General features: G+C 59.1%; 28 protein-coding genes, 1 tRNA gene and 2 pseudogenes. 17 read left to right on the top strand and 14 right to left on the bottom strand.

Annotated elements, in window-relative coordinates:
* Positions 1-71: 71 nt before the first annotated feature.
* From FHX16_RS22345 to FHX16_RS22335, 3 genes are all read right to left on the bottom strand, one after another.
* Positions 72-596 (bottom strand): DUF1697 domain-containing protein, encoded by a 525-nt coding sequence (locus FHX16_RS22345; RefSeq protein WP_183864595.1) that lies wholly within the window; start codon positions 594-596, stop codon positions 72-74.
* Positions 597-693: 97 nt separating this feature from the next.
* Positions 694-1,095, bottom strand: coding sequence for a membrane protein insertion efficiency factor YidD (gene yidD / locus FHX16_RS22340; RefSeq protein ID WP_183757208.1), 402 nt, complete (start codon positions 1,093-1,095; stop codon positions 694-696).
* A gap of 12 nt (positions 1,096-1,107) precedes the next feature.
* Positions 1,108-1,554 carry an iron-sulfur cluster assembly scaffold protein gene (locus FHX16_RS22335; protein ID WP_183864596.1) on the bottom strand — a complete coding sequence of 149 codons (447 nt, stop codon included), beginning with the start codon at positions 1,552-1,554 and terminating at the stop codon, positions 1,108-1,110.
* A gap of 306 nt (positions 1,555-1,860) precedes the next feature.
* Here FHX16_RS22335 and folE point away from each other — a divergent pair, with 306 nt between their 5' ends.
* The 3 genes from folE to FHX16_RS22320 all read left to right on the top strand — a co-directional run bounded on the left by folE (position 1,861) and on the right by FHX16_RS22320 (position 4,058).
* Entirely contained in the window at positions 1,861-2,481 is a 621-nt protein-coding gene (folE, locus tag FHX16_RS22330; protein WP_183757206.1) for a GTP cyclohydrolase I FolE, read from the top strand.
* 26 nt (positions 2,482-2,507) lie between these two features.
* Positions 2,508-2,966, top strand: coding sequence for a phosphoribosyl-AMP cyclohydrolase (hisI, locus tag FHX16_RS22325; RefSeq protein ID WP_183864598.1), 459 nt, complete (start codon positions 2,508-2,510; stop codon positions 2,964-2,966).
* Between the two features lie 114 nt (positions 2,967-3,080).
* Positions 3,081-4,058: a patatin-like phospholipase family protein gene (locus FHX16_RS22320; protein WP_183864599.1), complete on the top strand. Its 978-nt coding sequence runs from the start codon at positions 3,081-3,083 to the stop codon at positions 4,056-4,058.
* Between the two features lie 15 nt (positions 4,059-4,073).
* Here FHX16_RS22320 and FHX16_RS22315 read toward each other — a convergent pair whose 3' ends face one another.
* Both FHX16_RS22315 and FHX16_RS22310 read right to left on the bottom strand, forming a co-directional pair.
* Positions 4,074-4,508 carry a CBS domain-containing protein gene (locus tag FHX16_RS22315; RefSeq protein WP_183864600.1) on the bottom strand — a complete coding sequence of 145 codons (435 nt, stop codon included), beginning with the start codon at positions 4,506-4,508 and terminating at the stop codon, positions 4,074-4,076.
* Positions 4,509-4,612: 104 nt separating this feature from the next.
* Positions 4,613-5,383 (bottom strand): rhomboid family intramembrane serine protease, encoded by a 771-nt coding sequence (locus tag FHX16_RS22310; RefSeq protein ID WP_183757202.1) that lies wholly within the window; start codon positions 5,381-5,383, stop codon positions 4,613-4,615.
* Between the two features lie 298 nt (positions 5,384-5,681).
* Here FHX16_RS22310 and FHX16_RS22305 point away from each other — a divergent pair, with 298 nt between their 5' ends.
* The 7 genes and pseudogenes from FHX16_RS22305 to FHX16_RS22275 all read left to right on the top strand — a co-directional run bounded on the left by FHX16_RS22305 (position 5,682) and on the right by FHX16_RS22275 (position 11,414).
* Positions 5,682-6,335: a PAS domain-containing protein gene (locus FHX16_RS22305; protein WP_259130437.1), complete on the top strand. Its 654-nt coding sequence runs from the start codon at positions 5,682-5,684 to the stop codon at positions 6,333-6,335.
* Positions 6,336-6,413: 78 nt separating this feature from the next.
* A complete protein-coding gene (locus tag FHX16_RS22300; protein WP_114712739.1) occupies positions 6,414-7,025 on the top strand; it encodes a PilZ domain-containing protein in 612 nt (203 codons plus the stop codon).
* 48 nt (positions 7,026-7,073) lie between these two features.
* Positions 7,074-7,347 (top strand): annotated as a pseudogene (locus FHX16_RS22295) (prolyl aminopeptidase); the annotation flags it as partial.
* 498 nt (positions 7,348-7,845) lie between these two features.
* Positions 7,846-8,451: a transglutaminase-like cysteine peptidase gene (locus FHX16_RS22290; protein ID WP_259130434.1), complete on the top strand. Its 606-nt coding sequence runs from the start codon at positions 7,846-7,848 to the stop codon at positions 8,449-8,451.
* Between the two features lie 235 nt (positions 8,452-8,686).
* Positions 8,687-9,439 carry a hypothetical protein gene (locus FHX16_RS22285; protein WP_183757199.1) on the top strand — a complete coding sequence of 251 codons (753 nt, stop codon included), beginning with the start codon at positions 8,687-8,689 and terminating at the stop codon, positions 9,437-9,439.
* A gap of 117 nt (positions 9,440-9,556) precedes the next feature.
* A complete protein-coding gene (locus FHX16_RS22280; RefSeq protein WP_183864603.1) occupies positions 9,557-11,026 on the top strand; it encodes a serine hydrolase in 1,470 nt (489 codons plus the stop codon).
* Between the two features lie 109 nt (positions 11,027-11,135).
* Positions 11,136-11,414 carry a hypothetical protein gene (locus tag FHX16_RS22275; protein ID WP_016554038.1) on the top strand — a complete coding sequence of 93 codons (279 nt, stop codon included), beginning with the start codon at positions 11,136-11,138 and terminating at the stop codon, positions 11,412-11,414.
* Between the two features lie 3 nt (positions 11,415-11,417).
* Here FHX16_RS22275 and FHX16_RS22270 read toward each other — a convergent pair whose 3' ends face one another.
* The gene (locus tag FHX16_RS22270) at positions 11,418-11,855 is read right to left on the bottom strand and encodes a DUF1489 family protein (RefSeq protein ID WP_016554039.1); all 438 of its coding nucleotides are present in this window, start codon (positions 11,853-11,855) and stop codon (positions 11,418-11,420) included.
* A 59-nt stretch (positions 11,856-11,914) separates the two neighbouring features.
* Positions 11,915-13,321, bottom strand: coding sequence for an L-serine ammonia-lyase (locus FHX16_RS22265; RefSeq protein ID WP_183864604.1), 1,407 nt, complete (start codon positions 13,319-13,321; stop codon positions 11,915-11,917).
* A gap of 185 nt (positions 13,322-13,506) precedes the next feature.
* Here FHX16_RS22265 and FHX16_RS22260 point away from each other — a divergent pair, with 185 nt between their 5' ends.
* Both FHX16_RS22260 and FHX16_RS22255 read left to right on the top strand, forming a co-directional pair.
* Positions 13,507-14,271: a DUF599 domain-containing protein gene (locus tag FHX16_RS22260; RefSeq protein WP_183864628.1), complete on the top strand. Its 765-nt coding sequence runs from the start codon at positions 13,507-13,509 to the stop codon at positions 14,269-14,271.
* Positions 14,272-15,258 carry a heparan-alpha-glucosaminide N-acetyltransferase gene (locus FHX16_RS22255; protein WP_183864605.1) on the top strand — a complete coding sequence of 329 codons (987 nt, stop codon included), beginning with the start codon at positions 14,272-14,274 and terminating at the stop codon, positions 15,256-15,258. It begins immediately after the preceding gene.
* Here FHX16_RS22255 and FHX16_RS22250 read toward each other — a convergent pair whose 3' ends face one another.
* Together FHX16_RS22250 and mgtE are read right to left on the bottom strand one after the other, a co-directional pair.
* On the bottom strand, positions 15,259-15,651 hold the full coding sequence (locus FHX16_RS22250; RefSeq protein WP_016554043.1) for a MerR family DNA-binding transcriptional regulator: 393 nt from the start codon (positions 15,649-15,651) through the stop codon (positions 15,259-15,261).
* 76 nt (positions 15,652-15,727) lie between these two features.
* Positions 15,728-17,140, bottom strand: coding sequence for a magnesium transporter (gene mgtE, locus FHX16_RS22245; RefSeq protein ID WP_210296781.1), 1,413 nt, complete (start codon positions 17,138-17,140; stop codon positions 15,728-15,730).
* Between the two features lie 168 nt (positions 17,141-17,308).
* Between mgtE and FHX16_RS22240 the strand changes: the two genes are divergently transcribed.
* Positions 17,309-17,803: a peptide deformylase gene (locus FHX16_RS22240; protein WP_183864606.1), complete on the top strand. Its 495-nt coding sequence runs from the start codon at positions 17,309-17,311 to the stop codon at positions 17,801-17,803.
* A 249-nt stretch (positions 17,804-18,052) separates the two neighbouring features.
* Positions 18,053-18,421: a hypothetical protein gene (locus FHX16_RS22235; protein ID WP_183864607.1), complete on the top strand. Its 369-nt coding sequence runs from the start codon at positions 18,053-18,055 to the stop codon at positions 18,419-18,421.
* Positions 18,422-18,491: 70 nt separating this feature from the next.
* Here the strand turns inward: FHX16_RS22235 and lipB are convergent, their stop codons facing one another.
* The gene (gene lipB / locus FHX16_RS22230) at positions 18,492-19,208 is read right to left on the bottom strand and encodes a lipoyl(octanoyl) transferase LipB (RefSeq protein ID WP_259130426.1); all 717 of its coding nucleotides are present in this window, start codon (positions 19,206-19,208) and stop codon (positions 18,492-18,494) included.
* A gap of 171 nt (positions 19,209-19,379) precedes the next feature.
* Between lipB and FHX16_RS22225 the strand changes: the two genes are divergently transcribed.
* Positions 19,380-19,464, top strand: a tRNA-Leu gene (locus tag FHX16_RS22225).
* 280 nt (positions 19,465-19,744) lie between these two features.
* Here FHX16_RS22225 and FHX16_RS22220 read toward each other — a convergent pair.
* Positions 19,745-19,867 (bottom strand): annotated as a pseudogene (locus tag FHX16_RS22220) (alcohol dehydrogenase catalytic domain-containing protein); the annotation flags it as partial.
* Positions 19,868-20,217: 350 nt separating this feature from the next.
* Between FHX16_RS22220 and FHX16_RS22210 the strand changes: the two are divergent.
* Complete coding sequence (locus FHX16_RS22210; RefSeq protein WP_259130423.1) at positions 20,218-21,741, top strand: aldehyde dehydrogenase (NADP(+)); 1,524 nt, start codon at positions 20,218-20,220, stop codon at positions 21,739-21,741.
* A 298-nt stretch (positions 21,742-22,039) separates the two neighbouring features.
* Here the strand turns inward: FHX16_RS22210 and FHX16_RS22205 are convergent, their stop codons facing one another.
* The 3 genes from FHX16_RS22205 to FHX16_RS22195 all read right to left on the bottom strand — a co-directional run bounded on the left by FHX16_RS22205 (position 22,040) and on the right by FHX16_RS22195 (position 22,923).
* Positions 22,040-22,342, bottom strand: coding sequence for a hypothetical protein (locus FHX16_RS22205; protein WP_259130421.1), 303 nt, complete (start codon positions 22,340-22,342; stop codon positions 22,040-22,042).
* A gap of 98 nt (positions 22,343-22,440) precedes the next feature.
* Positions 22,441-22,731, bottom strand: coding sequence for a helix-turn-helix transcriptional regulator (locus FHX16_RS31465; protein ID WP_310503141.1), 291 nt, complete (start codon positions 22,729-22,731; stop codon positions 22,441-22,443).
* Between the two features lie 6 nt (positions 22,732-22,737).
* The gene (locus FHX16_RS22195; RefSeq protein WP_259130419.1) at positions 22,738-22,923 is read right to left on the bottom strand and encodes a hypothetical protein; all 186 of its coding nucleotides are present in this window, start codon (positions 22,921-22,923) and stop codon (positions 22,738-22,740) included.
* 482 nt (positions 22,924-23,405) lie between these two features.
* Here FHX16_RS22195 and FHX16_RS22190 point away from each other — a divergent pair, with 482 nt between their 5' ends.
* The gene (locus FHX16_RS22190; protein ID WP_259130417.1) at positions 23,406-24,899 is read left to right on the top strand and encodes a mechanosensitive ion channel family protein; all 1,494 of its coding nucleotides are present in this window, start codon (positions 23,406-23,408) and stop codon (positions 24,897-24,899) included.
* Positions 24,900-25,264 lie beyond the last annotated feature (365 nt).

Below are 25,264 nucleotides of genomic sequence, written 5' to 3'. Positions count from 1 at the left end.
AGCGCTTCGTCCGTACGAATGCGCCGCCGCCTGATACCGAGATTTGCTGCTTGAGTAAAGAAAAAGCCGGCTTAGCCGATCATTTCAGCCAGGCCACGAACCGTATTCCAGTTTCGCAACGTGCCGACGCCCATGCGCTTGGTCGTCAACGCCGAAAGCAACTTCCATTGGCTCGGCTTGTCGGCAAAATCGATCCAAAGATCGCCGCCAGTGAGCGCCATGCGTTGCGTCGGATCGGCATAAGGGCGAAGCGTCGCCATGACAGCCGCCGGTAGTGGCTTGCGCATCACCCGCACGATCACTTGGCTGCCCTCACCGTCCGGGAACGGATTGGACTTCGCTAGCTTCTGCCAGTCGGTGCCCTTGCGCACGATGATATCGACCGGTTTGCCGAACCGTGCTCTGAAGGCTGCCTCGAGCGTGGCCTCCATATCGACGAGCGCCACGGCTTCGGCCTCGTAGACGATGTTGCCGGTGGAGACCAGGGTCCGCGGATTTCGGTATCCGATGTCCGTTGCCATGTCGCGAAGGTCGGACATCACGACGCGTCGTCCAGGCGCAAGCACGATGCTGTGCAATAGCGCCACGTAAATCATGCCTTCCGGAACTCCCTGCCGTCCTTGGGAAGATCGTCAAGAATATCCTTGAGGGTGACATCGTGGCCGTGACGAAAGGCCCAAAATACGCGTTGCCTCATCCCTCGGCCGCCTTGCGGCCAAGCGCGAGATAGCGCCAGGGCGTCCACCAATGGAAGCGCTCGCCGAGCTGCTCGGGAACCGGGTCGAGCCCGCTCGTGCCACCCGGCCCGCAACGGGCGACACGAAACAGCGTCATCCAGCCGCCACTCCACAGTCCATGGCGCGCTACCGCCTCATAGCCGTATTCAGAGCAGGTCGGGATGTGGCGGCATGAATTGCCGATAAAACCGGACAGGGTCAGTTGATAAGCGCGAATGAAACCCATCCCGAGCACCCTGCCTGGGGTCTTGTGAAACGGGCCGGCGTAGTTGCGGGAATAGGAACGCGAGGCTGTACGGGGAGCAGCAGCGCCCCCCTCGTCTTCATCATCGCGATTGATCGAACAGAATTCACACATCGGCGGTGTTGCTCACGCTTCGATGGTTTCAGCGCGCTTGGCCTCAATCTGGCCGATCGCATCGACGACGGCGTCGAAGGTCAGCATCGTCGAGGCATGTCGCGCCTTGTAATCCTTCACCGGGCGGAGATAGCGCATGTCCTCGAACCGGCCTTCCGGCCCCTCGCCGTCCGCCTTCAGCATCGCCAGCATGTCCTCGCGCGCCTTGCGTAGTTCCGTCGTATTGGCGCCGATGACATGGCGGGCCATGATCGAGGAGGACGCTTGGCCGAGTGCGCAGGCTTTGACGTCGTGGGCAAATCCGCTCACGGTATCGCCATCCATCTTCAGCCAAATCTTGACCTTGGAACCGCAAAGCTTGGAGTGCGCCTGGGCGCTGGCGTCCGCATCCGGTAGATTGCCGATCAGCGGAATATTGCCCGCAAATTCGAGAATTTTGCTGTTGTAGATGTCGTCCATCGTGGATTCCGCTCCAGAATTCATGCGGATCGGCGCCTCAAAGCTCATTGTAGCACAAAAGAAAAACACAGCGTGTCGTGCCGGGAGACTTACATACAGATGCCGTTTTCCTATATGTATGTCGTTCGAAGGCCAGAAAATTGCAATGGCCTCGGCTAAGTTTGATTGGGAAACCGTGCCGGAAGGGCCGCAAACAAAGCCCTGAAAGCCCCGGAGCCTGCCAAAGGTGCATGAATTCCCTTGAGTGGAATTGCCAGTGGCTAGTCCGAAAGACGATCCGTAAAGCGGATCAGGAGACTGTTACATATGGACGCCATCATCAAGAATTTTCCGCAGACCCCCGCCGATCTCGATGCCGATCGGCCCAGCCAGAAAGAGGCTGAGGACGCCGTTCGCACGCTCCTGCGTTGGGCAGGTGACGATCCATCGCGTGAAGGCTTGCTCGACACACCGTCGCGTGTGGCCAAAGCCTATCGTGAGCTGTTTGCCGGCTATGATATGGACCCCGAAGATGTGCTTGGCCGCACGTTCGAAGAAGTTGCCGGCTACGACGACATGGTCCTGGTGAAGGACATTCCGTTCTTCTCGCACTGCGAACACCATATGGTGCCCATCATTGGCAAGGCGCATGTCGCCTACATGCCGGACGGCAAGGTGCTCGGCCTGTCGAAGATCGCGCGTGTCGTTGAGATCTACGGCCGTCGCCTGCAAACGCAGGAAACCATGACCGCCCAAATCGCAAAAGCGATCGATGAAACGCTCGCTCCGCGCGGTGTTGCGGTGATGATCGAAGCCGAACATATGTGCATGGCCATGCGCGGTGTGCAAAAGCAGGGCTCCACCACATTGACGACAACATTTACCGGAACGTTTAAAACTGAGCCGGCTGATCAAGCCCGATTCATGTCTATGGTCCGGAGCCGCTGAATACGGCTTCATCTAAGAAAGCCGCGATGATGCCCTTTGCGTTCAATGCACCGTCCGACGATAAATCAGAACTCGAGGACGCCGGCGACTTCACGCCGCGGTTCGATGATCGCGGCCTGATCACCGCGATCGTCACCGACGCCAACGATGGCGAACTGCTGATGGTTGCGCATATGAATGCGCAGGCCCTCGCCCTGACCATCCAGAGCGGCAAAGCGCATTACTTCAGCCGCTCGCGTGGCAAGCTCTGGATCAAGGGCGAGACGTCTGGAAACACCCAGATGGTCAAGGAAATCCGTACGGATTGCGATCAGGATGCCATCTGGCTGAAGGTTGAGGTCGCTGGCCATGACGCGACCTGTCACACTGGCCGGCGGTCGTGTTTCTATAGGACCGTGAACCTCGAAGACGGAAAGCCGATGCTCGAAATCGTCGACGACGAGCTCCAGTTCGACCCGACCGAAGTCTATGGAAAAGAGACATAAAAGCAGGCAATTGCCTCTTATTGGGCCAAAATCTACGCCTATATACGAATTGGAAAGGGACGCGGGACACTAATATAGTTCGTTTTTAATTGTTTGCCGGGAGGGAGACGAGCCATGCTGAATTGGGGTTTGTACCGCCAAAGCTCCGAAGCGGGCGCGTCCAATGCCAGCAGCCCGACCGCGCCAGACATGAATACTCCTCTCGCTCCTGCGCCCGCACCTGCCCCAAAGAGAACAAAGCTTGCCCTTGCATTGGGCGGAGGCGCCGCGCGCGGCTGGGCCCATATAGGTGTCCTGCGCGCCCTCGATGAGGAAGGTATCGAGATCGGCATGGTTGCCGGAACTTCCATCGGTGCCCTGGTTGGCGGCTGCTATCTCGCCGGCAAACTCGATGAGCTCGAAGCGTTCGCCCGTTCGCTGACGATGCGCCGGATTGCCAGCCTGCTTGACCTGACCATCGGCGGCAGCGGCTTGTTTGGCGGCATGCGGCTGACGAAGCGGATGCAGGAGCATCTGGAAGGGCTGAATGTCGAAGATCTGGACCGGCCGTTCGTCGCCGTTGCCGCTGAAGTCAACACCGGCCACGAGGTCTGGATTGCCAATGGCTCGTTGATCACGGCGCTTCGCGCCTCCTATGCACTACCGGGTATTTTCGAGCCAGTACGCAGCAACCAACGAACCCTCGTCGACGGTGCGTTGGTCAATCCGGTGCCCGTTTCCGTATGCCGCGCTTATGAGCAGCCGCTTGTGGTCGCCGTCAACCTGAACTACGATCTCTACGGTCGATCGGCGGTCGTCAGACACAACGCCACGCTCTCGCCGTCCGAGGTCCAGCGGCGCGAAGAGGCGCCTTACGCCAAGCTCGGCATGACCGGCGTAATGGTGCAGGCCTTTAACATCATCCAGGACAGGATTGCGCGGGCCCGCTTGGCGGGCGACCCGCCGGATATCTCGATTCAGCCGCGCCTTGGCGATATCGGTCTCTCGGAATTCCATCGCGCCGGCGAAGCCATCGAGCGCGGCTACGAGGAAGCCAAGCTGAGGCTTCCCGAATTGAAACGGATGCAGGAACTATTCGCCGGCTCCCTCTAGGGGCCGGCGACGCGTTCAACCGGCGATGTAGGCCTTGATCTGCTCGGCTTCCAGTTCGACCTCCGCGATGCGTGTCTTCACGACGTCACCGATCGAGATGATACCGACGAGCTTGCCGTTGGTTTCAACGGGAACGTGACGGAAGCGGCGACTGGTCATTAGCCCCATCAGGTCGTTCACGGTCGAATCTTCATGGCACCGATAAACCTTTGCGGTCATCAACGATGCAACCGGCTGATCGAGACAGGCTGCTCCCGCCCTAGCGATCGCGTGAACCACGTCGCGCTCGGTAAAAATCCCGGAAATCTTGTTTTCCATCCCGACGATGACGATAGCGCCAATCTTCTTCTTGCTGAGAATCACGGCAGCTTCGGAAACGGTTGTATGCGGACCGGCGGTCACCACATCCCTGCCCTTTGCGTCGAGTATGGCTTTGACTGTATTGGACATTTTGAACCTCCTATGTCGAAAGTGAAGCACTTCTACTGATCACAGGCATCCGCAGCGGTTTACTCCTCCCATCGCGGATCAGTTCGAATGGTGCACTCCAACTCTCAAGATTGCAATATATCCGATGTCTCTGAAATTGTCGGTTTCTCGGGCGGTTCCCGGTCAAAAAGACCGAAGAGAGCGAAGCCAAAAATGAACCCTCCGATGTGAGCGTCCCAGGCGATTGCCTGCGATCCGTCACCGATCAGCGGGACGCCGACCGCAATCAGCAGGTTGCCGACGAACCAAAAGAGAATGAATGCAACGACCGTGCGGCTGCGAAACGCGTCGCGTATCGAAAGACGTGTATTGAGATGCGCTGGCGGGGCGATCCGCCGTTCGGGTGGGAAAGCGAAGCGGCAGGCAGCGCCCATTAGGCCAGACACGACCCCGGACGCGCCGATCAGCAGCGTAGCCGCGCCCCAATTTAGGACGGCATGGAGAGCGGCTGACGCGATCGCCGATAGCACCCAGAAAACAATGAAACGAGACGTACCAATTCGCCGCGCCACCGGTGTGCCGAAGGCCATGAGCCATAGTCCGTTGAAAACGATGTGCTCGATGCTGCCGTGAAGGAGTGAATAGGTGATCGGCGTCCAGAAAAGCTGAGGTCCCTGCTCGGACAACGGCGTGATGTAGCGCAACGGAATGAACCCGAAATTGAAGAACAGCCAGTCGAGACCACCGCCGGACAGAAGAAGTGATTGAACAGCGTAAATCAGCCCCAGGAGCGCAAGCGCTGTGAGCACCGGACCGGGAAGATTGAAGATCGGTGCCGGCGGCGGTGTTGCCGGGGGCTCCATCGCCGCTTGCGGCTCGACCGAGTGCTCGTTCATCTTCGTCCTCGCTTGAATTGCGGCACAGCCTTACAGGACGGCAAGTCAAAAAAAAAGCCGTCCGGCAAAGACCGGACGGCCCTCGAGCGTTCCGAGAATGCCTCGGCGCCTGACAGTCTGTGCTGAACTTCCCGAAGACAGGAAGCGATGGGCAAAGACTGCCATGGGACAGCTCCCCGCTCAATCGAAACCCTTCTTTAACCTTAACTGCTGCGAGTTGGCATGAAATACGCACCGCGTCCCAGTACAAGGCCATGACGGCCGTATTCTGATTTGAAATGAAACAGCCGGTGCCACAATGCGTATCAAAACAACGATCGACCTATTCGAATATTGGAATCGCATCCGCGGTCGTGACTTGGCGCCACTGCGGTCGCAGGTTGAACCGACGGATTTGCGACAGATTCTTTCAAGTGTGTTTCTGCTCGAAGCCAGCGAAACGGGACGGATCGCCTTCCGTCTTGCCGGAACGCGCATCTGCGACCTCTTTGGACGTGATCTCGGAGGGACCGCGTTTTCAGACCTCTGGACGCATGGGAGTGACGATATCGAGCATATTGCTGCTGGCGTTATGGCGCACGCAATCCCCACGCTGATCAACGCCACAGGTTTCACCACGGCCGGCCATAGTGCCTGCTTTGAAATAATCCTGCTGCCGCTGCGCTCCGAGGGCGCCGAATGCGATAAGCTGTTGGGCGCGATCGCTCCCGCGGTCGCGGCAACGTGGCTGGAAGTCGTGCCGTTGCAGTTCCTTGCTCTTGATCGCAGCCGATTGCTGCACGAGCGGCTCGGCAACGAGGACGAGCGTGATGAAACGGAGTTTGACGATGAGCGTCCGCAGTTCCCGCGTCCGCCATCGATTGCCGATACGATGCGCCGCGTCATGTCGGGCCTATTTGCTGAGCCCGACGCGCCCGCCGTCTCGATTCGACACAACCGGTTGGGTGCATAGGGGACGAACCTGAACAACCTTCTGTTAAGGGATTGCGGGTAAAGATCGGCTGGTAGTATTTCATGAAGAAGCCCTTTGATGCACGCGTTCCAGCAAGTTCAAACTCAACGGACTGCGCCTCGCCTCGAACAAGGTGCCTTTCAACGCGTGCCCATCAACATGCAGGGCCGGCTGATGCTGGCGAACTACGAGGAGTATGAGTGCCTCGTGGTCGACATGTCGCCGGGCGATATGTACGTGACTTGCCAGGGACGTCCCCGTGCCAACGAGCGTGTCGTTGCTTACATCGATCACCTGGGCCGCGTCGAAGGCTATGTGCAGACGGTTGATGGTCGCGGTTTCTCGATGTCGATCCATGCAACCGAACGCAAGCGCGAGAAACTTGCGGCGCAACTCACCTGGCTGGCCAATAAGCACGAACTCGGCCTTCCCGAGGACCGTCGTCACGACCGCCTGACGCCGCGCGAGACCAAAACCGAGATCACCTTGGAAGACGGTGCGCGTTACGAATGCCGAATTATGGACTTGTCGCTCTCGGGCGCCGCAGTCGATCTCGACGTCCGTCCGCCGATCGGCACCCCGCTCCGCCTCGGCAATATGCGTGGCCGCGTTGTCCGCCATTTCGTGGAAGGGGTCGCGATCGAGTTTCTGTCGCTTCAGTCGCGGGAAACACTTCGCGAATTTCTCTGATCGCCGTCACAGGCGCGTCGTGCATGGGGCTACCGAATTGGGTGGCGCATGACGATTCTCTATCCTGAAAAAGAGCCTTACGAGCGCGGCTTTCTCGATATGGGCGCCGGGCAGCAACTCTATTGGGAGGCTTGCGGCAATCCGGATGGAGCTCCCGCTCTCTACCTGCACGGCGGCCCTGGCTCCGGTTGCTCGACATCCGCTCGCCGCTATTTTTGATCCTTCGGTCTACCGGATCATCCTCTTCGATCAGCGCAATTGCGGCCGAAGCCTCCCGAATGCCACCGATATGGCAGATACGTTCGTGACAGCATGGGAACTGTCGAGGGCTTGGCCGGAGAGTCGGCTCGTTATCGCAGAAGATGCCGCGCATTCGGTGTCGTAAGACAGTTTGGCGCGTGCGATCATCGATGCGACTGACGTTTTTCGCGAAACTCCTCAAAAAATAATTTGCTTCCTAACTCGCAACTGGCGGCCAATTTGCCGATTTCCAAGCCGTTTTGGTGGTCTCAGCCGAGACGCGTGCCAGTGCCGCCGCCCATGCGAATGGTAAACAAAGGTTTCCCGAAATTCGGGATTGGGCTGCCGCGTTAACAACTTGTCCCAATATGCGCCCTTAGACCGCCCGACATCTTTTCGAGAAACCGACAATTTGAATCAAAATTGGCGCGAATGTCCTTCAAACTTTAGCGGCATTTGATCTTGTTTTTAGTCGATTTCTCCGCGTGTTTGAATCAACTAAGCCTTTAATTTGACTGCGTAATTTTGCGCAGGGTAAAAACGTCTGTGTCAAGTTCTCCTCACAACGGGGAGACGATAAATGACGGTAACAACTTTCATCAAAGGCGGTCTGGTCGCTGCTGCGATGCTGATCGCGACGGTGGGTTCGGGACAAGCGAGCCCCCTAAACATGACGGTTGTCGGCAACGCGAGCCCGCCGATCGGCGCCTATCAATTCTGCAAGGAACTGCCCGCCGATTGTGCGAACGCCGCCGGCGATCAAGGCGAGCTCCTTCTGACGGAAGAGCGCTGGAAGACCATTCTCAAGGTAAACTACCAGGTCAATTCGTCGATCTCGCCGTTGACCGACAAGGAAATCTACGGGGTCGAGGAGCGCTGGGCCTATCCTCGTTCGGTTGGTGATTGTGAGGACTATGCGCTGCTGAAGCGCAAGATGTTGATCGATGCCGGCTTCTCGCCTTCCGATTTGCTGATGACCGTCGTCCTGCAGCCAAATGGCGAAGGCCATGCAGTGCTGACCGTCCGCACGGATCGTGGCGATTTCATCCTCGATAACATGCGCAACAAGGTCATGCTTTGGGCAGACACCGAATACACCTACCTCAAGCGCCAGTCCGCCGACGATCCGGCCCGTTGGGTCAAGCTGCAGGACGGCCGCGCCGTGGCAGTCGGCAGCGTCAAGTAAACGCCACATCGCCGGATTGCCGGCCACACACATGCGGCCCCGGTCGTCCCCGCATCCCCGTCCCTGACCGGCGCTGTAGAGCCGCTCCCGCTGTCCCGGGAGCGGTTCTTTTTTGCTGCGTCCAAACGGGCTATTTAATTGTTCGTTAACTGTGGCTGCCGGATCATAGGCAAAATCACCATAGGCACCGACGGCTCCTGTTTTTATCGCGGCGGTCTGACATCCGAAAGCCGCCATGAGCTACCCAGTGCATCGTGCCCACGAGGTCGAGGAATCTCCTCTCCTGTCGACCAGATTCATCGTCCGCGTTACGGTCGCTATTGCCTGCCTTGCAGCATTGACGCTCGTCATCAGTTTCGGGGGGCGCTGGTTCGGCGCCCGTATATCACTCGCCGGCAACACGGACTCAACGGCTCCGATAACTTTGACGATCGGCCGCGATACGCTTCGACTGCCGGAAAACACATTGCGCTTTCCCAGCCAGCGACGCGACGGCCTCTCCGAGCGCGCGGACCTCTACCTCACCTGGCCTGAAATGCAGGGCTACAGCAAGGAGCATCGCGAGCGCTTCGATGATATTGCCCAGTCGTCGGGCCTCATTTTCCTCCAGATCGCGCAAAGCACGATGTCCAAGGACATGTCGGGGCGCCTGGAACCGATCTACTCGCACCTGATCGAGGGCGAGAGCGTGCCCTTCGCCAATGGAATGACGCTACATCACTTGCGAGGTGACGCTGGTTACGCGGACGAGGTTCTGTTGACGGCGCCAAGTGCCGATGCCCCCGCCTATGTCGTGCGCTGCGCCTTGCCGTTGACGCCGCAGACGGCCAGCAGCGGCGATTGCCAGCGCGACATCAGAGTCGGTCGCGATTTAACTGTGCTTTATCGGTTCTCGAGCGCGCATCTGCCTGATTGGGACCATATTGATGCCGCTATTCGCCACTTTGTGGAGGCTCGACTTGTGAACGCTTCTGCAACAGGTCGCTAGAATGATCCGATGCGGCGAAACAAACGATTAATCATAAACGGATTGGTAACCCAGGGCGGATAATTTGCCGAAAGAAGGATCGTGCCAGGAGGGTGGGCGATCTCTCTAATATCCGAAATGCAAGCGAAGAGTAGAATAGTGCCAAGGTCAGTCTCCTCCGTATCCCCATCGCGATCCCGCAACTTCCTGATAAGGGCGATCACGGCGCTGTCTCTCGCTGCCGCTGTCGTCATGGCCGACTCGATCGACGCCGATGCGGAGGCTGCCAACTCGAAATATGCTGGCATCGTCGTTGATGCGAAGACCGGCAACGTTCTCTACAGCGAGAACGCGGATCGCCTGCAGTATCCGGCATCCCTCACCAAGATGATGACCCTCTATCTGACCTTCGAGGCGTTGGAGCAGGGTCGCATTCGCCTGGACACTTCTGTTCCCTTCTCCGCACATGCTTCCGCCCAGGCGCCGACGAAACTTGGTGTGCGCCCCGGTGGCACGATTACCGTCGAGCAGGCGATTCTCGGCCTTGTCACGCTTTCGGCCAACGATGCCTCCACGGCTCTCGGCGAGCTGCTAGCCGGTTCGGAAGATCGCTTCGCGCAGGTGATGACCGCCAAGGCGCATGCGCTCGGTATGACGCGCACGACCTACCGCAATGCCAATGGTCTGCCGAATACCGCACAGATGACGACGGCGCGTGACCAAGCTCGACTCGGTATCGCTCTTCGGCAGCATTTTCCGCAGTACTACGGCTATTTCTCCACGCAGAGCTTTAAGTTCGGCAGCCGCGTTATCCGTAGCCATAACCGCCTTGTTGGCTCCGTGCGCGGCGTCGATGGCATCAAGACTGGCTATACCCGCGCGGCCGGCTTTAATCTGGTGAGTTCCGTTCAAGTCGATGGCAAATCGATCGTTGGCGTTGTTCTCGGCGGCGCTTCGACCCCTGCCCGTGACAACCAGATGCGCAAGTTGATCGCAGCCTATCTGCCGAAGGCCTCAAGCCGTGGCGGTTCCTCGGACCTGATCGCCCGGTCCGCGCCGCAACCGGCAGCGCCTGTCGCCGAAACGCGCGTCGCATCGGCTGCGCCAGAAGTCACCCTGCCGCGCACGGCGCCGGCCCCGGATACCCGCTATCAGCCAGCATCTGCGCAGGTCGCTTATGCAGACGTCGCCAAGTCCAAGTCCGACAACCCGCTGCTCCAGCAGGAAATGCCGGCGCCGACGAAGGTCAAGACGCAGGCGATCAAGCACGCCTCTGCGGCCACGCCGACGCCTGCGCCCGCCTACGTGCCGCCTGAGCAGGGTGATACCTCTGTCGACGAGTTGACGACCGCTTCGACCAAGGAGCCGCAGCTTGCCGGCTGGGCCGTCCAGATCGGTGTGTCTGCCAGCAAGGAAGGCGCCATGGATCTGCTCGACAGCGCCAAGGACAAGGCTGGCAAGGCTCTGCGCTCCGCCAAGCCTATCGCAGTCGCAAATGCAGGAAGTTATCGCGCCCGCTTCGGCGGCTTCGATGACCAGCGCTCTGCAGTAAACGCCTGCAACGCGCTGAAGCGTGCCGGTGTGAAGTGCTGGGCCACGGCCCAATGATCAAAGAACTGCCGCCTGATATTACAGGCGGCAGTCCAAAGCGTCGTGATCGGTGTGTTTGATCCGACGGAGTTCTGAGACTCGGTTTGTAATGCGTACGAGGATGAGAATGGCGATCAACGAGAATGTTCCGGAGTTTCCGCCACATGGTCGGGTAACCGGCAAGAATCCGCGAGCCGGTTTGCACCCACTGCACGAGGCTGCCTTGCGACTGGCAGAAGTTGGGTTGCAGCGGCAGAAGCCGAAATCGGCAAAGACCAAGGACCTGATCAATCTGTTGCTGTGCCACGGCGCGCGAGCATGGCGTTGCTCGCAGGCGGAAGCCAGTATCCACCTTCACGTCACCTGCCCTGAAGGGCGGTCGCCGGTTACGCTGCGCCTGCGCTGATAGTCAGAGTAGGCCGAGTTCAGAGAGTTCGCGGCGAAGGTCCGCGGGCATTTCGGCAATCCCCTCTCCGAGGCTGTTCAGATCGCGCGGTACATCGTCCTGCGGATAATAGCGCCAGCCTTGGAACGCACGCTTCGGCTGTACCGCCGTTTCGATGACTTCGGGCCCCAGCACAAGATGGCAACGTGAGATTCCCTCGCCATCTGTAAAAGTCTGGATGTCGAGAAGTTTCTGGCGCGCCTGAACTTGCCCCTTTATCACCCAGTAGAGCGAACCGCCGTCGAGCAGTTCCTCGACGCGCTTCGGGACCATCCTCGTCGTATGCACGGAATGCGGCTCCAGCCCGGCCGCAATCGCCCTGAGAGAGCGTTCGGCGACCCATTCACGCAGATCGTCGATCGAGTCCGCGCCGACACACAGTTTGATGAGATGCAATGCCATGCCGCCGTTGAAGTCCTTTTATCAGGCAGCGTCAAGCGGCAAGTCGCATGTCCACAAAGTCAACACTCCACGACATTGACAGCAAGCCCGCCGGTGGATGTCTCCTTGTACTTCTCGCTCATGTCGTTGCCCGTCTGCCGCATGGTTTCGATGCACGCGTCGAGCGGAACGAAGTGCTTGCCGTCGCCTTTGATCGCAAGCGAGGCGGCTGTGACCGCCTTGACCGCGCCGAGGGCATTTCGTTCGATACAGGGAACCTGCACGAGGCCCGCGACCGGATCGCAGCTCATGCCGAGATGATGTTCCAGCGCTATTTCGGCGGCGTTCTCGATCTGCTCTGGCGTGCCGCCCATGACCGCAGCAAGACCGGCAGCCGCCATGGCGGCCGCAGAGCCTACTTCGCCCTGACAGCCGACCTCGGCGCCGGAGATCGAGGCGTTGTGCTTGATGATCCCACCGACCGCCGCCGCGGTCAGCAGGTAGTCGCGGATGCCGTTCTGGTCCCAATCATCGTGAAAATGCTCGTAGTAGCGGATCGTTGCTGGAATGACGCCGGCAGCACCGTTCGTCGGAGCGGTCACGACGCGGCCGCCGGCAGCATTCTCCTCGTTGACGGCCATGGCGTAGACACTCAGCCAATCGTTCGCGAGCAGCGGGTTGATGCGGTTGCTGCGCCATTCCTCCTGCAGCTTGTCGTGGATCGAGCGAGCGCGGCGGCGAACGTTCAGCCCGCCTGGCATGATGCCATCGACCTTGAGGCCGCGTTCGATGCAGGAGCGCATTGCTTCCCAGATCCGATCAAGACCTGCGTCCAGTTCCTCGCGGCTGCGTTCCGTTTCCTCATTGGCGCGCTTCATCTGGGCGATCGAGAGGCCGGAACGCGCGGCCATGTCGAGCATCTGCTTGGCCGAAGAGAAAGGATACGGGACCTTCAGCGAATCGGAGGGTGTCTTCTTCTTCGCGCGCATCTGCTCGAGTTCGGTGTCAGTCACGACGAAGCCGCCGCCGACGGAATAATAGATACGCTTGATCAGCATCCGACCGTCCTTGTCGAAAGCGGAAAGCGACATGCCGTTGGCGTGGCCCGGCAACGGCTGCTTCTTGTCGAAAACCAGGTCGGTCTTCGGCTGAAAGCCATAGCTCGGATGCCCGGGCGGCGAGATGCGGCCGGAGCGCTCCACCTGGCTGATGATGCCGTCCATCTTGTCCGGATCGACGCTGTCAGGCTGCTCGCCCATCAGGCCGAGGATGACGGCCCTGCCCGTCCCGTGTCCGATCCCGGTATGCGCTAGCGAACCGTGCAGGCTGACCTTTATGGACGCGACCTGGGCGCCAGAAGTCGGGCGCGGCCAGTCGTTCGACAGAATGAGATCAAGGAATCGGTTGGCGGCAGTCATCGGACCCATCGTGTGCGAACTGGAGGGCCCGACACCGATCTTGAAGACGTCGAAAACGGAAAGGAACATGACTGCGTCCTGTTAAGTTGCTGCGCAAACCTACGCTACCGGCTCTCACGATCCCTGCGATGGACCGACATGGCATTTCACGCGTGCGACATCTGTAAAACGAAGTGCTGCCACTTGCCAGTCATTGCGACGTGCGCCCGCATCTGTAGAGTGGCGCGGCGACGGGAGCCTGATTCAATATAATGATGACGACAGCGGATTACATTGCACTGGTCTTCTTTGCAGCAATCTGGTTCGGCTATGCGCGCCTGCTGCACAGCTCGAGCTTCTTCGGCAGAACTAGCCTCACCCATGCCATGCGGGAACGCCGGCGCGAGTGGATCTACAATTCGCTGCGGCGCGATTTGAAGATGATCGACACCCAGATCATGGCCGGCCTGCAGAATGGCACCGCATTCTTTGCATCGACGTCGATTTTCGCCATCGGCAGCTGCTTTGCCCTGCTGGGCGCCACGGAAAAGGTTGATGCCGTCTTCGCCGACTTGCCCTACGTCTTTCATAGCGGGCATGCCGTCTTTGAAATGAAGGTCGGCGGCCTGGCAGCGCTTTTCGGCTATGCCTTTTTCAAGTTTGGTTGGTCGTATCGCCTATTTAACTATTGCACGATCCTTTTTGGTTCGATTCCGATGATGCGTGACACCGAACAGGATGTAGTTGCCGCCGAGCGGGCGGCGGAACGCGTCATCCGGATGAACATCATTGCAGCAGGCCATTTCAACGAAGGGCTGCGCGCCATCTTCTTATCGATTGGCTACCTCGGCTGGTTCATCAACCCCTATGTCTTCATGCTGACGACAACGATCGTGATTGTCGTGCTGACGAGGCGGCAGTTTTTCTCCGAGGCGCGGCTGGCGATCATGGACGTCCAACCGCCATCAAATCTCCACCTTTCTCCTGTGCCCCGCGCCAAGCCGTCTACCGATGGCAGCGACTCATCTGAGGGACTGTGAATGACCGCTTTGGCAACGGAAACACATGTGAGCGTCAGGCCGCCTCGCATCGGCTTGCTGGATGCAGCGCGCGGTGTCGCCCTGCTGGCAATGGCGACCTACCATTTTACCTGGGATATGGAGTTCATGGGCTACCTCGCCCCAGGTACAGCTGAGACCGGCTGGCTGAAGCTCTATGCCCGCGCCATCGCATCGACCTTCCTGTTCATTGTCGGCGTCAGCCTGGTCCTCGCAAACACGCCAGCGATCCGCTGGCGGTCGTTCTGGAAGCGGCTTGCAATGATCGCCGCCGCAGCGCTTGCGATTTCAGTGGTGACGTGGTTCGTCTTCCCCGGCGAATGGATCTTCTTCGGCATCCTCCATTGCATCGCAGTCCTAAGCCTGCTCGGGCTTGTCTTCTTGCGTCTGCCCTTGCCTGTCACCATCGCCGCGACCGCCGCTGTTGCCGCGGCATGGGTTGTTGATACATGGGTCGCGCCGGATCTGTTGCGCTCGCCGATCTTCAATCCGCGCTACCTTGCCTGGATCGGCTTGGCGGAGATGCCGCAAAGATCGAACGACTTTGTCCCGATCTTCCCCTGGGCGGTTTCTTTCTTGCTTGGCATGACAGCGACTCTGATTGCCGTGAGGACGGGGCTGCTCGAGAGGCTTGCCAAGCTTGGCGCGGGTTCAAGCCTGACGGCAAAGGTTGGGCGTCATAGCCTCGCCTTCTACCTTATTCATCAGCCGGTGTTGATCGCGGTCGCCTACGGGCTATCCCTAATTGTTCCGCCTGCTAAGCCGGACCCGGTCGAAACCTACCTGAGGCAATGCAATGCCTCTTGCATGATGCAGGAAGGCGAAGCGCTATGCCGCAGCTTCTGCCAGTGCACCCTTGATGCGCTACAGGCGCAATACCTCTTCACGGAATTCCAGTCTGGCGCTGTCAAGCCGGATGACGGGCGGATCATGGCGCTTGCCAGCGAGTGCAGCGCCAACACCCAATAATCAGGTGCCGACGCCGATGTCCGCCAGCCGACCGAGGCATGCCTCTTCAATATTGTCGAGTTCGGCGAGGGTATCGTCGATATCCTTGCGCTTCTGGCGCAGATCTTCGCGTTTCTCGTCAACGCGTTTCATCAAGAGCTTCAACTGACCGAGCTCGCCGGGTGGCTCTTTGTAGACCTGGATGATCTCGCGGATTTCCGCGATCGTGAAACCGATGCGCCGGCCACGGAGGATTTCCTGGATCAGACGCCGATCCGCCGGACGGAACAGTCGCGTGCGTCCGCGTCGCTCCGGATGGATCAATCCTTCGTCTTCGTAGAACCGAAGCGTACGTGTCGATACACCAAACTCGCGCGTCAACTCGGTTATGCTATAGTATTTGCTGACCGGCATAGGTTCCCCACCATTGAAGAACCGATAATATTGACTTTTACGTAATAGTCAATTTCTGCAGGCGAATTCGAGCCGGCTAAATTCCGAACCACCATGTCGCGATGCCGAGAAACGCAAAAAAGCCTGTGCAATCGGTGACGGTTGTGACGAAAACAGAGGACGCGATGGCGGGATCTGCGCCGACTTTATCCAATAGCAACGGCAACAGAATTCCGGCAAGCGCCGCCGCAAAGAGATTAATAACCATCGCCGCGCCGATCACGAAGCCTAGCTGGTAGTCGTGGAACCAAGTAGCGGCAATCGCACCCATGATGACGGAGAAGAGCGCGCCGTTGGCGACGCCGACCCCCGCCTCTCTACGAATAATGCGGCCGGCATTGTAGATGTCGATGTCGCCGGTCGCCAAGGCGCGGACGGTGACCGTCATCGTCTGTGTTCCCGCATTGCCACCCATGGATGCAACGATCGGCATCAGCACGGCCAGCGCGATCATCTTCTCGATCGATTCGTCGAACAGTCCAATGACGCTTGCCGACAACAGCGCTGTCCCGAGATTGATCACCAGCCAGAGAAAGCGCGAGCGCACCGTCGAGAAGACATTGTCGGACAGTTCTTCGTCGCCGACGCCGCCGAGGCGCTTGATATCTTCGTCTGCCTCCTCGTGGATGACGTCAACGACGTCGTCGATCGTGAGGACGCCGACCAGCCTGTCGTTCTCGTCGACGACAGCGGCAGATAGAAGGTCGTACTGTTCGAAAAGCTGGGCGGCTTCTTCCTGGTCCATCTCTGCGGGAATCGGATGGTTCGTCTCCCGCATGATGGATTCGATCTTGGTTTGCCGCTTTGTGCGCAGGATCTTGTCCAGATCGACGGCACCCAACAACTTGAATGTCGGGTCGATAACGAAGATCTGCGAGAAGGAGTACGGCAGGTCCTCCTCGTCGCGCATGTAGTCGATCGTCTGGCCGACCGTCCAAAACGGCGGAACAGCGACGAATTCGGTCTGCATGCGGCGCCCAGCCGAGCTTTCGGGGTAGTCAAGTGCGCGCCGCAAGCGCACCCGTTCGGTAAACGGCAGCTGCGCAAGGATTTCTTCCCGGTCCTCGGTGTCGAGGTCCTCGAGAATGTAAACAGCGTCGTCCGAATCGAGTTCACCGATTGCCGCGGCGATCTGCTCGTTCGGCATCTGGTCGACGATCTCGCGACGAATCGTTTCGTCGACCTCCGTCAGCGCCGTCATGTCGAATTCGTCGCCAAGCAGGCGAACGAGCGCAAGTCGTTGGTCGGGCTGCAGCGATTCGAGAAGGTCGCCTATTTCCGATTCGTGCAGGCGCGCGACGTGTTGGCGCAGGAAGATCGTGTCGCGATCGGCGATGGCTGCGCCGACCAGCGCGAGGAAATCGCCACGGACGTTGCCATTTTCATCATAGATGTCGGTTTCGCCGCTATCTGGCCGCGGGCGGACGAGCTCTTCTGCGTCGTTCGTCATGATTTGCCGCCCTCGCATCTCGTTTGAAGTTCAATGACTAAGCGCCGAAGTGTCGAGATTCGTGCTAGCGGAAAGCTAGAGGTCCGTCCAGCCGCAAACGCCTTGCCTGGATGACAATGCGCCTGCGCAACGATAGTTTCCCTGCATCTTGAATGAGGAGCCTTGGCAGTGGCTGTCCGCCCAATATTGCGTTTCCCCGACGTCGGTCTCCGAACCGTTTGCAGGCCTGTCGAGGTTTTCGACCAAAGCCTTCGTGGACTCGCTGATGATCTGCTGGATACGATGCGGGCCGCCCCCGGGGTCGGCATCACCGCTGCCCACATCGGCGTTTTTCTTCGGGTGGTCGTCATCGAGCTCAGCCGCGACGAAGGCATACGCCACTACGTCAATCCTGAAATCAGTTTTGCCTCCGACGAGACGATTCGCCATGTCGAAGGAAGCGTCTCGATGCCTGGTGTGACCGACGAGGTTGTGCGGCCCAAGGCGATTCGCGTTCGCTACCGTGATCTAGCTGGGGCTGAGCAGGAGGAGGATGCGGAGGGATTCCTCGCAGTTTGCATCCAGCACGAGATCGATCAGCTCGACGGCGTCTTCTGGATACAACGTCTGTCGAGACTCAAGCGCGAGCGACTGGTGAAACGGTGGGAGAAGTCGCGTGCGTAGTGGTGGTGCAGAGGAATAAACGATCCCTCTTTGGTTGTGCAAACTTTGCTGAATACCCGCCGTGGCTTAGAAAACAGCGTGCTATCACAAAGCTGTCAAATCGGGTCGCGTATCTGTGATTTCATTTGATAAAGCGGCGCTGCCCACGTGATTTTTCACTCACATTCTTGCCGCAATTCGAGCGCGAAGTCGTCGTTGCCGAGGGTTTGGTATCGTTGTGATTACAACGAAGAATTGAGGAGATATTCCATGCGCTTCAGATTTGCTGCCGCCACTTCCATTCTCGTCCTCGGCCTTGCAGGTGCGGCCTTCGCTCAAACCCAGTACTCGAACGACTACAGCAATGACAGTGACGGCTTCGCGCCCGTCCAGACCACGGCGAAAAAGCCGGTGCACTACGTCAATCGCAAGGCACCTGAATATTCCGACGACTACACGAATGACAGCGACGGTTTTGCGCCGACCCATATGTCGCCGAACGTTGACAGGACGACGACGGCCAGCATCAAGCCCCTGCCCGACTGCGACTACATGAAGACGAACTCCAAGGTGCATACCGCCGGCGGCGATAGCGGGGCATCACATTCCGATGCCTGCCGCGACATCGGTGATAAATAGCGAGCCGCAGCAAAGGGCCGGTTGGTTATCCGGCCCTTTGCCACTCACTAAAAGGGTGGCCCCGTGTCCCCTAGCCGTTGACCGTCTCTCCGAAAACCGATTCGAATGCCTCCCGAAGAAGGATGTCGACATCGGCCATCATGACCGGCAGCCCAAGATCGACGAGGCTCGTTACGCCGTAGGCCGAAATCCCGCACGGGACGATTCCGCTGAAATGATCGAGATCGGGTTCGACGTTCAGTGAGAGCCCGTGAAAGGTTACCCACTTCCGCAGCCGGATGCCCAGCGCTGCGATCTTGTCCTCCGCCATCGTGCCATCGGCCAGAGCTCCTTTGTCGGGCCTGCGTACCCAGACACCAACCCGGTCCTCGCGCCGCTCGCCGCGGACGTTCATCGAATCAAGCGTGCGGATGACCACTTCTTCGAGCGCAGCAACAAAGGCGCGCACGTCCTGGCGTCTGCGTTTCAGGTCGAGCATGACGTACGCAACGCGCTGGCCAGGTCCGTGATAGGTATATTCGCCGCCGCGTCCCGTTGCGAAGACAGGGAATCGATCCGGCTGCACCAAGTCTTTGGCGTCCGCGCTGGTCCCGGCTGTATAAAGAGGCGGATGTTCCACGAGCCAGACGAGCTCGTCGCCGCCTTCGGCAATCGCAGCGACCTCGCGTTCCATGTTTTCCACAGCCTCCTGATAAGGCACCAGGCCGTCGGCGATGCGCCATCGGACCGGCCGGGACCCTTCGCGCGGCATCATGGAGTATTCGAGATCTGTGCGTAACATGGCCATTCCTTGTCGAGGCTGCTCGGAGGCAGCGCTGCGAAGGCCTATATGGCCCCGTTTCGAAGCCGATTCAAATGCTGTGATCTGTTTTGAAAAAATCTGTCATATCGCCCTTGTGTCCCGAAAAACCTTTTGCTACATGCTGCGTCGCCGGCACAAACCGGCACCTACCACGATGCGGTCGTGGCGGAATTGGTAGACGCGCAGCGTTGAGGTCGCTGTGGGGCAACCCGTGGAAGTTCGAGTCTTCTCGACCGCACCATCTCCTCTCAGGAGGATTGTTTTCGTTGATCTTTTCGGTTGGCGACTGGGTCTTTTGTGGCACGGTTTTGTGCTAACTTGTGACTCAAAAAAATCGTTATTTTTATGAATGCGAAGCGATGGTTTGGGTCCTTCAGCTCTTTATATTGACGGTTTTTTGAAATGCCTGGTGCGCCTTCCCCGGAAGTAAAGTTGACAAGCGAGCGCTCTTTCGGTCCGTGTCGTCCATAATGATACCGGCCTTCTAGACAGTTCGGCGACACCACAAGATCGAATCGTCACGCCACGCGATCTCCGACAGCAAGATGGCAAACGCCCTGACCGATTGCCTTGATCGTTCCAGCCACCTCGTGGCCGAGGATCATCGGCTCGCGAACCCGCACTGTACTGAACCCACCATGATTGTCTCGGACGTTCATCGCCTCTGAACATGTGAAGTTGTTGCGCTTCTGAAGATCCCGTCGAAGAAATGCGATGGGATGCTCTCTGAGCGTCAGCCCGACGTGGCCACAGTCCTCGCCAGGTTGTGACCTTTTCTCATCTGCAGTAGTGCGACCTTCGGCTTCGTCAGCGGGTTTACGGCTGTGAGCTATGACATTGTGCGTGGGGCGATACCGGGAGATGAAGTCGGTGGTGGCGCTCGATCATTTCGACCGCCAGTCGGGAACGCCCTTACATAAGGGGTATCAGTCGTGGTGACAGAAGCAACCTCAGTTCCTATATCCGCTACGGCCATCTGAAAGGAACATCGATCATGACAATCAACGGAAGCCTGCTCGTCGCGGGAACGGAAAAGCGCGGCTCGAATGGCGACTTTTACGGGATTGAGGCAGCCACCGGGAGATCCCTCCTCGTCTCGTTCGGAGGCGCGTCGCCCGACGACGTAGAGGCAGCAACGGCGCAAGCGTGGGAAGCCTTCGCATCGTATCGCGAGACTAACCTCGAAAGCAGAGCTGCATTTCTGGAAAAGATCGCCACAGAAATCGAGGCGATCGGCGACGAGCTGATCGTCCGGGCCATGTCGGAGACCGGACTTCCTCGCGGAAGGCTCGAGGGCGAAAGGAACCGCACGACAGGGCAGCTCCGGCTGTTTGCAAAGGAAGTCCGCGCAGGCCGCTTCCAGGAGCTGCGTTTCGATGAAGGTGATCCGTCCCGAAAGCCCGTTCCGAAACCAGATTTGCGCCTCCGCAATGTCCCTATTGGACCCGTTGCAGTCTTCGGCGCGTCTAATTTCCCGCTCGCTTTCTCTGTTGCGGGTGGAGACACAGCTTCGGCGTTCGCGGCTGGTTGCCCTGTGGTCGTCAAGGCGCATTCTGCGCATCCGGGAACCTCTGAACTCGTAGGACGCGCCGTCCAGCGGGCGGTGGCGGCCTGTCGCCTTCATCCAGGGACCTTTTCCCTGCTTTTCGACACGGGTTTCGAGGTAGGTCAGAAACTCGTTGCCGATCACCGAATTCGCGCGGTGGGCTTCACTGGGTCGCGCCGCGGTGGCACGGCGTTGATGGATATTGCGTCAAAGCGCCGCCAGCCAATCCCAGTCTACGCCGAGATGAGCAGCATCAATCCGGTCATTCTGTTTCCGAATGCACTCGAACGGGACGTCGAAAGCATCGCATCGGCCTTCGTCTCCTCGCTGATCCTCGGTGCCGGACAGTTCTGCACTAACCCCGGCCTCCTGCTGGCCGTAGATGGTGAAGCGCTTGATGCCTTCGTCGCGAGGACGGCTGAACTTCTGCCCGAGGTCGCACCCCAGGCGATGCTGACCCCGTCGATTGCCAGAGCCTTCTGCGAAGGCGTCGAACGCCTCCGCGTGCATCCGGAAGTGCGGGCCATCGCGTCGGGGAAACCCGGCAGCGAATTTGAAGGCACGGCCGCTCTATTCGAGACCACCGCATCCGCGCTTCTGGAACATCATGAGCTTCAAGATGAGGTGTTCGGCGCCGCTGGCCTCGTCGTTCGCTGCCGGGACCTTGCGGAACTCGAAGCGGTCATCGACGCACTGGAGGGGCAGCTGACGGTGGCGCTATTCGTCTCCGACGACGACGAGGCCGATGCTCGCCGTCTCGTTCCTAAGCTTGAGATGCTTGCGGGCCGCCTGCTCGTAAACGGTTTCGGAACGGGTGTCGAAGTCTCTCCGGCGATGGTCCATGGCGGTCCCTACCCTGCAACCGCAGACGGTCGATCCACATCCGTCGGAACGCTGGCCATCTACCGTTTCCTGAGGCCCGTATCCTACCAGGACTTTTCAAGCACACTTCTTCCCGAGGTGCTGCGATAGTTGAGGCTAGGGTCGCCGAACACGTTGCGTCGGCGGCGCTCATTCACACGTCGGGCCGCCCCGGCGTGGCCTATCAGACCGAGCCGGGGGACGGGCACCGTGTCCAGGAAGAAAGATTCGGGTATGCGCCGTTGCTCGACCGGAAAAGACGCCGTCGCGGAATACGACGGCGCAGTTGTGCTGAAGCGAATTAGCATCGCCCGACGCAAGAGGACTGCACTGTCCTGAAGTTTGGGGCGATCCCGCCGAGAATATCGGAAGCAGCAATTCGCTTCGGGAGGCGCGCCGCGAGACTGTATTACTGACCCAACCATCGATACTCAGCGATCGACGCCTTGCCGGACTTCTTGTCGTACAGGCAGATCACATTGACGAGTTTCTTCGTCTTCGGGTTCTTCTCTCTAAGCAGGACAGCGACCTTTGCGGTGGCATCATCGAAAACGACTGGGGCAGTCGCCTCTGGAGACACCATACGTGATTGCCCGATGCAGGTGCCATTGGACTTTGCATAGAGCGCGTTCCACGCCGCGTCGCTTGATGCATGCGCCAGTGGCGCAATGGCAAGCAGTGCAGTCGCTGTGGCAATGGCGATCTTCAGCATCTAAAATTCCTCATGTCATTTCGTATAGGGCCGGACGTCGGCTGGCCGTTGTTCGCCACAAACGATGGCAGCATAAGGGCCGCACCGCCCAATCCGGGTCAAAGCAGCTTAAGCCGATACGCCATGACGACTGCTTGCACGCGCGTTTTGACGTCCAGCTTCTTCATCGCGGTCTTCAGATATGCTGTGACCGTGTGGCCGCTCAAGCTCAGGATAATTGCAATCTCGTCACTACTCTTCCCCGCCGCCGACCAACGCAGACGTTCGAGCTCTCTACGGGATAGCAGTTTGGCTTCACCACTCCCGCGCATGAGATTGTCCAAAGCCTTCGTCAGCCCGAAGACCAGATCGGCAACCTCAGCTTGCGAGCAATCCGATCCGGAAACCATGAAAAGCTACTGGTGGCCCCAAGCGTCGTGTAATGAGATGCCCACGTTGCAGGCGAACCCATCGTCGTAGAAGACACCTGCTATCCTGACTGCGATGCTTTGCATCTCCGCACGGGCGAAGAGCAGTTCCTCGGATCCGACCGGAAGCACACTTTCCTTCAGCGTTGCGACGACCTTGCTCTGACTGAACATGTCCGTCGATCTGTACCGTTGAAGAAGACCGTCCGTTGTTGCTGTCTGACCCGACTCCTACATCGTAGCTGCGGCGGACCTGGGCGACCACCCCGCCCGAGTCCCGCAAAGGCCCCCGTCAAACTATCGGAGGCCCTCCCGCTTTCAGGCTTTCTGACATCAGGAATCCACCTTTCACGCCAGACACCTACATCCGACGCAATCGAAAGCCCCTGGGGTGGACACGAGCTATATCTGACTCGGCATCGAATGGCGGGCCGTCAAGCCAGCTACCCATCCGCTCGCGATTTTCCCGAGCGCATGACCGTCAATAGGCGAGAGCGCTTACATCGCTCCTACGCCGTTACCACCCCCTCAACAGCCCGAGCGTGCTCTGGCCTAGTGCCTTTGCATGTCCCAACCAGTCACGCGCCTTCTTGACGAGGGATGCTCCTGCACTGTCAATAGCGCGGACATCAACAGGCCACGTGAAGATGACGTCCATGGACAACGTTCTGCAGCTTGCGCTCGATCCGATCACCCAGTTCGCGGCGCTTGTCCTCGTCCTGGTGTTCGCGAGAGCCCTCGTCCGCGGGAAGCCGACACAGCGGTTCCTCGTTCACATTGTATTCTTCGTCATCCTCACCATCTTGCTCGTGGGCAACGATGTGGCTCCCTGGACTGCGGGAGTCGTCGATGAAGATCTCACGCACAAGACGTTCATCGGTATCGCCAAGGCAACATGGTGGGTTGGCGGTGCGATGGTTCTGGCCAGCTCAGTGCGCGTCTACCTCATCTTCGAGCGAAAGCCCCGAGAAGGACGCCTGATCCAGGACTTGCTGGTCGCTTTTATCTATCTCGGTGCGGCTCTCTCCATCATAGCCTTCGTGTTTGACCTTCCGGTGCGAACCCTGATCGCTACCTCCGGGGTCTTCGCCATCGTGCTGGGTCTCGCACTACAGAGCACCCTGAACGACGTTTTTTCCGGGATCGCACTGAACCTTGGACGTCCGTACACCGTTGGCGACTGGATCGAGGTCGAAGGAGGCGTCCGCGGTCAGGTGGTCGAAACGAACTGGCGTTCGACGCATCTCCTGAACGACACGAACGACCTGGTGATCGTTCCCAACAGCACACTCGCCAAGGCCACGCTGACGAATCTCACAGGTACTGACTCCGTCCATGGATCCAAGGTGGTCATCAGGGCACTTCCGACACGAACGCCGGCGGCCATCGAGGAGACGATGAAAACGGTGCTCCTCAGCGCGAACTCGATTCTGAAGTTCCCTCCGCCGTCCGTGTCAGTCACAGGTCTCGACGGTTCCGCGGTCGAGGTCGAGTTGTCCTTCAAGGTCGCCAGCCTCGGCCAAACCGGAATTGCCAAGAACGAGATCTTCGACCTGGTTTATCGGCATGCAAAGGCGGCAGGCATCCAGCTCTCGACGGCGGCGAACGTTCTAATGGAAGCAACGTCGTCAGACTCTTCCAAACATCCCGGCACGCCTTGGCGGCTCCTGACATCGATCCCGCTGTTCTCGGCTCTCACGGAAGACGAGATGGAGACGGTCGCAAATAGCATGACGCGTTGCACGTTCAAGAAGGGGGCGGTGATCGCACCGCAGAATGCCTCAATGACGTCTCTGATGATCGTGCGCAGCGGAGTCGTGTCGGTCGAGCTGGACGATGACGATGGCGGGCGCGAGGAGCTGACCCGACTGGCCCCCGGAGATCTATTCGGCGAACGTGGGGTTCTGATGGGGGCGCCGGAGCCCGCCACGATGCGCGCCCTCACCTTCGTCGTCGTCTATGAGATCTCGAAGGACCATCTCGCGAGCGTGATGCACGAGCGTCCTGCGCTCGTGGAGGAACTGAGCCAGCTCTTGGCGAAGCGCGTGGAGACCGAGGAGCACCTCAGGGCCGATGGCAGCGCCGGCGCGGAGGCACATCCGATTTCACTGGCGGCCAAGATACGGCACCTGTTCAGGCTTCCTCATTGAGCTACTCGGCCGCTCGAACGGGCGACCTGGGCAAGAGCCTTCCCTGTGCCAGCAGTGCTATCGTCCCTACGGCAAGCCACCACCAGCACATTGGCAAAGAAGAACAGATACGGCGCGAGCTGGGCGCCGATACTGTCACCGCCACGGGACACCATCCTCATGGAGGCGGAAGCCAACGCGGTCGTGCCTAGCGTTGCCGCCCAGTTGCCCGGATCAACAGTGCGACCTGAAGCAGGGAGTAGCCCAGCAACCCGTTGGCGAAGAGATCCGGGGGACCGGACATTAGGCTGAGATACGCGGCACAAGCCTTTCTGTTGGGCTTCGCGAACCTTTGAATCCTAATACCTTTTCGCACAGTGCCGACT

Source organism: Rhizobium sp. BK661, assembly GCF_024808825.1.
In the GTDB taxonomy this organism is placed as follows: domain Bacteria; phylum Pseudomonadota; class Alphaproteobacteria; order Rhizobiales; family Rhizobiaceae; genus Rhizobium.
Note: the sequence above shows the minus strand (reverse complement) of the source record. Positions and strands in the feature narration are given on the sequence as shown.